Genomic DNA, 11,185 nt, shown 5'->3' with positions numbered 1-11,185 from the left:
GCTTTTGTTTGTTCAATAAAATAAATCATGCTACAATGAGAACGAATTAAGAACCGGGGAGCCAATTGGCTGAGAGGATGTAAGTATACATCGACCCTCAACCTGATCTGGATAATGCCAGCGTAGGGAGTTACTTTAAAGTGATGTAGCATAAGTTATTATAGAATAACTTGTATACAAGGCTTTCCTACATGGTAGGAAAGCCTTTTCTTTTTTTGGAAACATATTTTATAAGGGGGATTTTATTATGTCACAACAAGTTACAATGTCATTTTCAGTAGTACCGCAAGCAAAAACAAAAGATGTATATTCTGTTGTTGATAAAGCAATTGAAGTTGTACAACAATCGGGAGTTCGTTATGAAGTAGGAGCAATGGAAACAACGTTGGAAGGAGAATTAGATGTACTTCTTGATGTCGTGAAACGTGCGCAGCAAGCTTGCGTCGATGCTGGAGCTGAAGAAGTGATTACTTCTATTAAAATCCATTATCGTCCAAGCACTGGTGTAACGATAGATGAAAAGGTTTGGAAGTACCGTGATGAATATGCAAAACCAGAAGCAATCTAAACTTATTACAACAATTTGGCTTATCCTTCTCATTGCGATATGGGAAGGATCTGTTTCATTATTTAAAATCGAACCGTGGATTTTACCAAAGCCTTCTGCCATTGTTCAAGAATTAATTGGAATGAAGGATTTACTATTACCAAATACGATGCAAACACTGCAGGAAGTTATAATCGGACTATTTTTTGCGATTTTACTTGGGACGAGTATTGCAATTATTATGGACGTGATACCTTTATTTCGTATTTTAATAAATCCGTTGCTCGTTATTTCGCAAACGATTCCAATCGTTGTACTTGCACCGTTATTTATTATTTGGTTTGGATATGGGATGTTGCCGAAAGTAATGGTCGTCATACTCGTTTGTTTCTTCCCAATTGCGCTTAGTATTTTAGAAGGTTTTCAAACTGTAGATAAAAATATGTTGAAATTGTTGCAAACAATGAAAGCAACGAAATGGCAAGTTTACCAGAAAGTAAAGTTTCCGGCAGTGCTCCCATACTTTTTCTCGGGTTTAAAAATTGCAGTTACATATAGCGTGATGGGGGCAATTATCGGAGAATGGCTCGGTGCAAGTGAAGGGTTAGGGGTTATGCTTACGAGAGCTACAAAATCCTTTTTAACTGCTCGAGTATTTGGTGTTGCAGCAATTATCGTCATGGTGACATTATGCCTGTATTTTATCGTGGAGTTTATGGCAAGAATAACAGCACCATGGATATATAGAAAGGACGGCAGAAAATGAAAAAAGGTTTAAAAATTATGTTAGCTGCTTTATTAGCAGTAAGTGTGGCTGGGTGTAATCCGGCGAAGAAAGAAGAAAGTGCAAGTAAAGATAAAAAAGTAAAAGTTGTTTTAGATTGGTTTCCAAATACGAATCATACTGGCTTATATGTAGCGAAAACGAAAGACTATTACAAAAAACAAGGGCTTGATGTAGAAATTATCCAGCCTGGTGATAATGTCACAGCAGAGCAGATGATTGCTTCTGGGAAAGCAGATTTTGCGATAAGCGCACAGGAAAATGTAACATTAGCTCGTGTTGAAGGAATCCCAGTTGTTTCTGTTGGTGCAATTATTCAGCATAATACCTCTGCTTTTGCATCACTAAAAAAAGATAATATGACGTCACCGAAAGACTTTGAAGGTAAACGTTATGGTGGCTGGGGAGGACCAGCAGAAGAAGCGACGTTAAAAACAATTATGGAGAAACATCAAGCTGATTTTAATAAAGTCGAAAAAATCATCTTAGGACAAACAGACTTCTTCAAATCAATCGGTCGTGATGCGGACTTTGAATGGATTTATTATGGATGGGATGGCATTGAAGCGAAGCGTCAAGGAAAAGAGTTAAATACGATTATGGTGAAAGACTTAGATCCAGCGCTTGATTTCTATAGTCCTGTTATTATTACGAGTGAAAAACATACGAAGCAAGATAAAGACTTCGTGAAAAAGTTTATGACTGCAACGACAGAAGGTTATAATTTTGCAATTAAAGAGCCGAAAGAAGCTGCTGATATTTTAATTAAAGCTGTTCCAGATGTGAATAAGGAATTAGTACAAGAAAGTCAAAAGTGGTTAAGTACGAAGTATCAAGATGATGCAAAAGCGTGGGGAGTACAGAAGGAAGAAGTTTGGACGAATTACATGAATTTCTTATACGACAACAAAGTTATTAAAAAGAAAATTGATGTAAAAAATGCTTTTACAAATGAATTCCTTCCAAGTGAAAAATGAGCGGATTACAAATAAAAGATATTGTGAAATCTTTCGATGGAAAGAATGTATTAGCAAATATTAGTGCCTCTATACAGGAGGGAGAGTTTGTCTCTTTTGTCGGTCCAAGTGGTTGTGGGAAAAGCACATTGTTAAATATGATTGCGAGTGTTGAAGAGCCAACGAGTGGAGAGGTATTTTATAATGAGGAACATGTGAGAAAACAAGATGTTGTAAGCTATATGCCACAACAAGATTTATTATTACCGTGGCGATCGGCTTTACAAAATATTGTTCTTCCATTAGAAATTGAGGGGAAATCTAAAAAACAAAGGTTAACAGAAGGAATGGAAGCATTAAAGCAGTTTGAGTTAGATGAATATGCGGATCATTATCCTGATGCATTATCTGGTGGTATGCGCCAAAGAATTAGCTTTCTTCGTACATACTTATGTGAGAAGCCAATTATGCTACTTGATGAGCCTTTTGGAAAATTAGATGCATTTACAAAAATGGAAGTACACAGTTGGCTTTTAAATTCTTGGCATCAAGAAAAGCAAACAATTGTTATGGTTACACACGACTTAGATGAAGCAATTTTACTTTCTGATCGCGTATTTATTTTATCTCAAAGACCAGCATCAATAGTTGGTGAAGTGCAAGTGAAATTACCTCGTCCTCGAACGATGGATATGTTAACATCATTGGAGTTAAAGAAGGATAAGGAAGAAATTTTAAGTGTATTAGCTCCTTATATGAAAAAATAGAAAAAGTCTTTTAACAGTTTTAAACGTTTCACATGAGCTTCTTTCTATGAAACGTGGATAACGAAAGTATGGAATATCGAAGAATGGAACGTTTAAAAATAATCACAAAGAAAAGGCCGTAGCTTATATAAGCTACGGCCTTTTCTTTGTGATTAACATGATTTTCGAGAACTCTTACATGAGAATTGTATGAAGAAGCACTCTTATGGTGCGCTTATAAGCGTGCTTTTTCTGCGATTATGTTTATATTTATAATAATATTAGACGCCTTTCCCTAATAGGCAACTATCTTTTTTTGTATATATAGATAGTTTGAAATGGAATGAAAATTATTTCTATATATAAAGAATAAGGTGATTAGTATGGGAAGACAATAGAAATTAAAGGAAATTCATGTAAAATTCAGATGAACTTCACGCAAACTTCATATTGAAAACTAAATATAATTATAATCGGTTATAGTAATTTTAATTTGTGATTTTTCGAAAAATTAAAAGTTTGAATTTAGGAAAGATTATTCAAACCTAAATTCAAACTTGAGTGAAACAATTAAAGAATGTTACGTCTAGTTTTCGCTAATAACGGCATTTAAAAGTTCGGCAGGGTTACCTGTTCCTGCACCTCCTATTGTAATGGATCCACCAGGAGGAATTTCACCGTTCCATCCGGCATTTGTAATTATATAATGATTATTTGTTTTACTGCTAATTTTAGAATCCCAAACTTGTGTTAAATTGCCGTTATAATCAAATTCTAACTTCCAGTTTTTAATAGGGCTTGTGCCGTTATTTTTAATTACAATTGAGAAGTTATAGCCACTTCCCCAATTTGAAGTAACTGAAAATGTAGCCTTACCATTACCATCAGGAGGTGTTGTGTTAGCATCATCAGTTTTTACAATAATAGAATTAGGTTGTGATTTATTCCCGGCAGCGTCCTTTGCTAGTATTGAAAAAGTGTATTCCGTATTAGGTTTCAAACTTTTAATTGTAATGCTATTTGATGTTGTACTCCATTTTTCTTCCCCAGCAGTAACTTCATACTCAGTAACTCCTACATTATCAGTAGATGCAGTCCAGCTTAATTGGACCAAGCTTGAGGTTTTATTAGTAACCACAATGTTTTTTACGTTCGTTGGTGATTCAGTATCTTTTTGACTGATAGGTCCACCAAGTAATTCGGTTACTAACGTATCAAGCAATTTTGGACCACTACAGCTATATTTTGGACTTGTGCGACAGTCACCACTAAGTTCCCAAAACATTGCCCCACTTAAACCTTTCGTTTTTATATAATCTGTTTTATATTTCATAGATTCATTGTCATCGTAGCTAATAAATGTGCCTGTAGTAGCATTGTATAAATAAGGTACTTTAGCTGTATCATTCCAATAGCGTACAAAACCATTTTTGTTTACGTAATTCGCTGCTAAATCACCGTAATCATAAACACCCGTATCACCAGTAGAATAATCATCCCAAGTACCTTTAGATGCTAGTTTGCCATCACTACCTGGTTTACATGGTTGATATTGCCCATTATTATCTTTTCCACAACTTTTCCAACCACGTCCGTAAAATGGTACGCCTAATACGAGTTTATCAGCTGGTACACCTTCATTTTTATAAACGTCAATAGCTCCATCTACGTAAAATTTCGTATCAGCTGCTGGATCATTCGGATCTTTATATAATGCGGCATTATGGTTAGAAGTTGCTTCCCAACCGCCGTGGAAATCATATGTCATAATATTAATCCAATCGAGTATTTGAGAGATTTTCTTTAACTCTGTATGATCGGCATAACGTTGACTTGCCCCTGAAGCAATTGTTAATAAATATTGTTTTCCATCTTCAGTACCGGCTTTATTTAAAGCATTTCGGACATCTTGAAGAAGGAGCGTGAAATTCTGTTTATCTTCAGGACGGTAACTACCACCAGGAATCGTTTCAACACCTGGATATTCCCAGTCTAAATCGACACCGTCAAATCCGTATACACGTAGGAAATCGACTGTTGATTCTGCGAATACTTTTCTAGTTTTTTCATCAGCTGCCATATCAGAAAATCGATTAGACCAAGTCCAGCCTCCGACGGAAATAATGGTTTTTAAATGAGGGTATTTAGCTTTTAGTCGTTTTAATTCTCCGAAGTTGCCACAACGGGCATATTTATCACAATCTTCCCAAGTGGTACCTGATCCTGGATAAGATTTTGTGACATCAGCCCAGGGCTCACCTAATACGAGAGTACCATTAGGAACTTCTTTATTTTGCAACGGTACACCAGATTCTTTACAGTTCCATGTTTGTTTATTTGGATTATCGGGATGTGTAGAAGGATTTCCATGTTTTCCATTCCAGCAAATATCAGCAAACGCATAGTTTAAATGAGTGAGCTTTGATGCATCGATGTCTGCAACTTGATAATTACGTCCGTAGATGCCCCACGAAGGAAAGTACCCAATAATTTTTTGGTTTTGAGTTGGTGAATTTGCTGATGCGAGATTTGGAGTAATAAAATTTGCGAGAAAAAGAGGTAAGAAGAGTAGTAGAGATAGCAATAGTAATGTGAGTTTTTTTGACCTCATAGTCATTTCCCCTTTCAAGGTAAAAGATATATTTAAAGGCATTTGCCGATAAATCAAAGTGAATCTAGACGTATGAAACGTCTAGATAAAAATGATCAGACATCACGAAGTCTATACAAGGGAGCTGGGGTGATTAAATCGTAACAAATGTAAGATTTAGTGTAAACGCTTTATTGTATGAAGAAAGACTTTCTCAATACAAAAAGGCTTTAATACAAACTGCATATGAAAATGAAAGACCGGTGAGGAAGAAAATAGCTTATTATAAATAAATTTGAGAAAAAATTGTATGAAGTCAACTTGTAATGGTGTGGTAAGATGGTGAAATTTCATATAAAATAATAGTAAAAATATGTAAGTGAGAGGATAGTGTGGATGTGTTTTTGAACATTGCTGAAGAAAAGGTTCGACAAGCAATCTGGAATGGTGATCTGGATTATATTTCGAGAAAAGGAAAACCACTACAATTAGAAGATCTTTTAATGGTACCTCTAGAGTTAAGGATGAGCTATAAAATTGAAAAAATGCGGGAATGATTCCAGCAAAAATGGAATTACAAAAGATATATTAAAAATAGAAGATTTAATTGCTTGCTGTTATGATGAAGTAGAGAGGAAAAAATTACAAGAAGGGTTAACAGCAAAAACGTTGTGTTTTCAGCAGGTAATGGAAAAGAGAAAGATAGTTCAGCATTTCTTAAATTAAGTTAAGAGGGATAAGATGAATACATTTGAAACGATAGAAGAATTAGCAACATATATTGTAGAACAGCAATTAGTACTTCTATTTATTAAAACAGAAAATTGTGGTGTTTGTGATGTCATGTTAAGGAAAGTAAATTACGTATTAGAGAATTATGATTACGTAGAGAAAATAGAGATATTACTACAAGACATGCAAGAAGTTGCGGGGCGATATGCAGTATTTACAGGGCCGACAATTTTGTTATTTCATAATGGAAAAGAGATCCTTCGTGAATCGCGCTTTATTTCACTTGAAAATTTAGAGAGAACCATTCAATTATTCGAGAATTAGGGAGGTTTTTATATGGAATTTATTATTGTCATACTATTATTTGTTGTCATTGGAATAATTGTAATAGCTGTTCGATCAAACAAAAAGAAAGTAAACCTTACGAAACAAAATAACATACATAATTCGTCTAATAACTCATCACCGCTTTTTTTCTTTGCTGGATCTGATAATAATGACAGCTCACATGATAGCAGTTCACATGACTGTGGAGGGTCTTTTGGAGGAGATAGTGGAGGTAGTTGCGGTGGTGGCGGTGATTGATAAGAATACGCCTTATATAGGCGTATTTCTTTTTTAAACAAACGTTTGATTAGTTGGCTTACATACGCAAACTAACAGTTAAATAAACGTTTGTTTAATATTTTTAACATGATAAGGAGAATGGAAATGGGAAGGGAACCGAAAGTGAAAAATAAAGGGAAAGTAGCATTGTTTTTATTAGTTGCTGGAGGTGTATTTCTTGTTAAACTTGGATTTAAATTTGGAACAATACATATGATCCGAACTTGGTTTGAAAGTACGTTTTCGTAAATAAGGAATATAGCCTCTTGCGAAAGAGGTTTTTCATTTGTTATCATTAGACTGAACGGTCGGTTTAAAGAGGTGTGAGTATGAGAAAAAGCGCAGAAGAGATAAAGAAGGAAATTGCATACAAAGCAGAAAATCTGTTTTCACAAAAAGGCTATGCAGCCACATCTATGGAAGATATTTGTGAAATTACAGAGCGAAGTAAAGGGAGTATTTATTACCATTTTAAAAGTAAAGAAGAATTATTTTTATTTGTAGTAAAACAGCATACGTATGATTGGCTTGAAAAATGGAATGAAAAAGAGAAGTTGTATAGTACTAGTATTGAAAAATTATATGGTCTCGCAGAATATTATGTAGAGGATATACAACAACCTATTTCGAGTGCAATAGAGGAATTTTCTATGAGCCAAGTTGTGAGCAAAGAGGTTCTAGATGAATTATTAGCTTTAACTAGAGAATCATATGTTATGTTTGAGAGATTAATCGAAACAGGTATACAGTCTGGAGAGTTTCGTGAAGAAAATGCGCGCGATTTGATGTATATTGTACATGGCTTATTATCAGGGCTTGGAGTGCTTTACTATGAGCTAGATTATAACGAGTTAAAGCGAGTTTATAAAAAGGCAATAGATGTATTGTTAAAAGGGATGGCAGCTGAATAATAAGTCAGCGGCTTTTCTTTTAAAACGAATTAGACCGAATGGTCGGTTTATAAAAGGAGGAGCGGAAATGAAAGCTTTATTTAAAAATCGAGCATTTATGCTCGTTATGGCATCCGATATTTTACAACAATTTGCGATTTGGATCAGAAATATGGCCCTATTGTATTTCATAATGGAGCGGACGAATAATGATCCAGTTTCAGTGTCACTATTATCGGTCATGGAATATGCACCTATTTTTATTTTTTCTTTCATTGGTGGCGCGTTAGCAGATCGCTGGAACCCGAAAAGAACAATGGTTGCTGGGGATGTGTTAAGTGTACTGTCTATTATAGGGATTGTTTTATTGTTAAAGATTGATTACTGGCAGGCAATATTTTTTGCGACACTCGTTTCCGCAATTGTAGGTCAGTTTTCTCAGCCTTCATCTTCACGCATATTTAAGCGCTATGTAAAGGAAGAACAGGTAGCAAATGCGATTGCATTTAACCAAACATTACAGTCATTGTTTATGATTTTCGGACCAGTTGTAGGATCGCTTGTGTATACACAACTTGGTTTATTTACGTCACTATATAGTTTAATCATTTTATTTTTATTATCTGCTATCGCCCTTTCATTTTTACCGAAATGGATTGAACAAGAGCAAGCAGTGAAGGAATCATTAAAAAATGATATAAAAGAAGGATGGAAATACGTTCTTCATACGAAAAATTTACGTATGATTACGATCACTTTCACAATTATGGGCTTAGCTGTTGGATTAACGAATCCATTAGAGGTGTTTCTTGTAATAGAACGTCTTGGAATGGAAAAGGAAGCAGTTCAATATTTAGCAGCAGCGGATGGAATAGGTATGCTAATCGGTGGTATTGTTGCTGCGGTTTTCGCTTCAAAAGTAAATCCGAAAAAGATGTTTGTATTTGGTATGAGTATATTAGCAATCTCATTTTTAGTCGAAGGGTTGTCCACATCATTTTGGATTACTAGTTTGATGCGATTTGGAACAGGTATTTGTTTAGCTTGTGTTAATATCGTTGTCGGTACGCTTATGATTCAACTTGTACCAGAAAATATGATTGGAAGAGTGAATGGAACCATTTTACCAATGTTTATGGGGGCAATGTTAATTGGAACATCACTAGCTGGAGGATTGAAGGAAATGACTTCATTAGTTATTGTATTTTGTATAGCGATGTCACTTATTTTATTAGCGATAGGGCCGGTTTTACGTATGCAACTAGATAAAGAAGATGTTGCTAATAAAGAGGGACTAACGAATTCATTCGCTTCGAAATAGCTATTGTAAGGGAGCAGAACTGCTCCCTTTTCCTATGGGAATCTTTTGACAATGAAATGTACCAACTATATACTGATGTTGTAAAAATAATTTTACAGGTTAGGAGAAACGATGTGAAAAATCAAATCTATGAATTGCGCACTGAAAATAATATTTCACAAGGTGCATTAGCTGATAAGTGTAGCGTATCAAGACAGACGATAAATGCAATTGAGAATAATAAATATGATCCAAGCTTAGCGTTAGCTTTTCGTTTAGCGGAAGTATTGGGAACAACTGTTGATAAACTATTTTTGTATAAGCTGTAGGGGAAAGAGAAAATAAGTCTTTTAGTTACGGCATTAGTAGTTATAAGTATGCTAGCATTTGCACTTTACTATTGGTTAATTGAACTTCAAGTAAACTGGTATGCACTATTTATTTGTAGCATCGCATAATGTTGAAGGGGCAAATGAGGAGAAGAAAGATTTAGAAAAACATGCATGAAAAACAAGTGCAAATGTTACATATTATGTACGCATTGTATTTATTTTTTGGTTTTTTTTCGCATCGGTAGGTTTTAATAAATGGATAGATTTTCATGATGTACCGCTTTTACTTACGTTATGTGCCGCTAGAGTTGTAAAGCCAGCTGTAGAGTTTTTACTTGTAAAGCGTTATCGTTAATAATAAAGAAAGATCCTCTTCTTGTGTGAAGGGGATCTTTTTTTATAGCGTTTTAGTTTTCGGATTAGGTGGTGTAACGGGTGTATCATTTTCAGGAACTCTAGTTAATAAGAATCCACCGATAATAAACAATACGATAATACTAAGGACACCAGCGTTTGTTTTTCCCGTTAATTGCGTTGTAACACCGACTAATACTGGACCCATGATCGCGGCAAACTTGCCAAATATATTATAAAATCCGAAGAATTCATTTGCCGATTCTTTAGGTACTAGTTTTGCAAAATAGGAACGACTAAGTGCTTGAATACCACCTTGAGAAGTGGCAACTAACATTGCTAAAATCCAAAAATCAAGTGTCGTTTTTAAGAAATAGGCATATGTGCAAATAATGATATAAATAATGATACCTACATATAGCATTTTTTTACCGGTAAATGTTTCGGATAGTTTTCCATACAATAAAGCGAATGGACAAGCTACAATTTGTGTGACAAATAAGATGATTAATAGATTAGTTGCACTGATACCGAGATCTGTTCCGTAAGCGGTAGACATAGTAATAATTGTATCGACCCCATCAATATAGAAAAAGTAAGCGATTAGGAACATAAATACTGTTTTATATTCTTTAATATTTTTAAAAGTACTAGCAAGGCGCTTGAAGCTCATTGCAATTGGCCTTGGATGACGTTCAATATAGTGTGTTTGCTCTACGTTTTTTAGCATTGGAATTGTAAATAACCCCCACCAAAGAGCTGTTGTCGCAAAGGAAATTTGACTAGCAATGCCGACTGATAAAGGGATAGTTCCTTTTTGAGCAAGAATAATAAGAGCGATACAACCGATAAAAGGAATTGTACTCCCAATATAGCCTAAAGCGAAACCTCTCGTAGAAATTTTGTCCATTCTATCTTCAGAGGTGACATCTACTAAAAATGCATCATAAAAAATGTTTGCTCCAGCAAAACCAACTAGTGCTAGCATATAGCAACCTAGTAATAAGTACCACTGGGATGTTGGGACGACTGCTAGCATACTTGTAAATACGATGCCGAGTCCAAAGAAGAATGTGAAAAATCGTTTTTTAAACCCTTTATAATCAGCAACTGTGCCGAGAATAGGAGCAAGTATAGAAATTAAAAGTGTAGCGAATGAGTTTGCATATCCCCAATATGCTGTTGAAGTTGCACCAGATAGTCCAGCTTCTTTTGCAGCTGCTTTAAAGTAAATTGGGAATAGTGCAGTTGTAATGACGAGCGAATATACCGAATTCGCCCAATCATATAATATCCAGCTTTTTTCTTGTCTGGACATTTTTTTCATATAATGTTCCCCCTTAAATTG

12 protein-coding genes, 2 pseudogenes and 1 riboswitch are annotated in these 11,185 nt (G+C 35.0%); of the genes and pseudogenes, 12 read left to right on the top strand and 2 right to left on the bottom strand.

Going from position 1 to position 11,185, the window contains the following annotated elements; genetic code table 11:
• Positions 1-44: 44 nt before the first annotated feature.
• Positions 45-146, top strand: a riboswitch (TPP riboswitch).
• Between the two features lie 101 nt (positions 147-247).
• The 4 genes from ACS2MN_RS23280 to ACS2MN_RS23265 are packed head-to-tail and all read left to right on the top strand — an operon-like array spanning position 248 to position 3,054.
• The gene (locus ACS2MN_RS23280; RefSeq protein ID WP_000082906.1) at positions 248-568 is read left to right on the top strand and encodes an MTH1187 family thiamine-binding protein; all 321 of its coding nucleotides are present in this window, start codon (positions 248-250) and stop codon (positions 566-568) included.
• On the top strand, positions 540-1,313 hold the full coding sequence (locus ACS2MN_RS23275; protein WP_001057166.1) for an ABC transporter permease: 774 nt from the start codon (positions 540-542) through the stop codon (positions 1,311-1,313). The genes ACS2MN_RS23280 and ACS2MN_RS23275 overlap by 29 nt, the downstream gene beginning before the upstream one ends.
• Complete coding sequence (locus ACS2MN_RS23270) at positions 1,310-2,308, top strand: ABC transporter substrate-binding protein (protein WP_346994888.1); 999 nt, start codon at positions 1,310-1,312, stop codon at positions 2,306-2,308. Before ACS2MN_RS23275 ends, ACS2MN_RS23270 begins: the two co-directional genes overlap by 4 nt.
• Positions 2,305-3,054: an ABC transporter ATP-binding protein gene (locus ACS2MN_RS23265; protein WP_000016055.1), complete on the top strand. Its 750-nt coding sequence runs from the start codon at positions 2,305-2,307 to the stop codon at positions 3,052-3,054. Before ACS2MN_RS23270 ends, ACS2MN_RS23265 begins: the two co-directional genes overlap by 4 nt.
• Before the next feature lie 565 nt (positions 3,055-3,619).
• Here the strand turns inward: ACS2MN_RS23265 and ACS2MN_RS23260 are convergent.
• Positions 3,620-5,644 carry a glycosyl hydrolase family 18 protein gene (locus ACS2MN_RS23260; protein WP_001256730.1) on the bottom strand — a complete coding sequence of 675 codons (2,025 nt, stop codon included), beginning with the start codon at positions 5,642-5,644 and terminating at the stop codon, positions 3,620-3,622.
• Between the two features lie 371 nt (positions 5,645-6,015).
• On the opposite strand from ACS2MN_RS23260, the pseudogene ACS2MN_RS23255 reads away from it, so the two are divergent.
• The 8 genes and pseudogenes from ACS2MN_RS23255 (at position 6,016) to ACS2MN_RS23220 (ending at position 9,838) form a co-directional block, all read left to right on the top strand.
• A pseudogene (locus tag ACS2MN_RS23255) lies at positions 6,016-6,349 on the top strand (DUF1992 domain-containing protein).
• 15 nt (positions 6,350-6,364) lie between these two features.
• Positions 6,365-6,679, top strand: coding sequence for a thioredoxin family protein (locus tag ACS2MN_RS23250; RefSeq protein ID WP_001091218.1), 315 nt, complete (start codon positions 6,365-6,367; stop codon positions 6,677-6,679).
• A gap of 12 nt (positions 6,680-6,691) precedes the next feature.
• Positions 6,692-6,940 (top strand): hypothetical protein, encoded by a 249-nt coding sequence (locus ACS2MN_RS23245; protein WP_000394360.1) that lies wholly within the window; start codon positions 6,692-6,694, stop codon positions 6,938-6,940.
• 126 nt (positions 6,941-7,066) lie between these two features.
• Positions 7,067-7,210 (top strand): hypothetical protein, encoded by a 144-nt coding sequence (locus ACS2MN_RS23240; protein WP_000532280.1) that lies wholly within the window; start codon positions 7,067-7,069, stop codon positions 7,208-7,210.
• A gap of 80 nt (positions 7,211-7,290) precedes the next feature.
• Positions 7,291-7,872 carry a TetR/AcrR family transcriptional regulator gene (locus ACS2MN_RS23235; protein ID WP_001231936.1) on the top strand — a complete coding sequence of 194 codons (582 nt, stop codon included), beginning with the start codon at positions 7,291-7,293 and terminating at the stop codon, positions 7,870-7,872.
• Positions 7,873-7,939: 67 nt separating this feature from the next.
• Complete coding sequence (locus tag ACS2MN_RS23230) at positions 7,940-9,172, top strand: MFS transporter (RefSeq protein ID WP_224993524.1); 1,233 nt, start codon at positions 7,940-7,942, stop codon at positions 9,170-9,172.
• A gap of 56 nt (positions 9,173-9,228) precedes the next feature.
• Positions 9,229-9,480 carry a helix-turn-helix transcriptional regulator gene (locus tag ACS2MN_RS23225; protein WP_073990719.1) on the top strand — a complete coding sequence of 84 codons (252 nt, stop codon included), beginning with the start codon at positions 9,229-9,231 and terminating at the stop codon, positions 9,478-9,480.
• 48 nt (positions 9,481-9,528) lie between these two features.
• Positions 9,529-9,838, top strand: a pseudogene (locus ACS2MN_RS23220) (hypothetical protein).
• Positions 9,839-9,880: 42 nt separating this feature from the next.
• Here the strand turns inward: ACS2MN_RS23220 and ACS2MN_RS23215 are convergent.
• Entirely contained in the window at positions 9,881-11,164 is a 1,284-nt protein-coding gene (locus ACS2MN_RS23215) for an MFS transporter (protein ID WP_098805934.1), read from the bottom strand.
• Positions 11,165-11,185 lie beyond the last annotated feature (21 nt).

The sequence above is a fragment of the Bacillus cereus group sp. BceL062 genome (assembly GCF_051780025.1).
Taxonomy (GTDB): Bacteria; Bacillota; Bacilli; order Bacillales; family Bacillaceae_G; genus Bacillus_A; species Bacillus_A toyonensis.
Note: the sequence above shows the minus strand (reverse complement) of the source record. Positions and strands in the feature narration are given on the sequence as shown.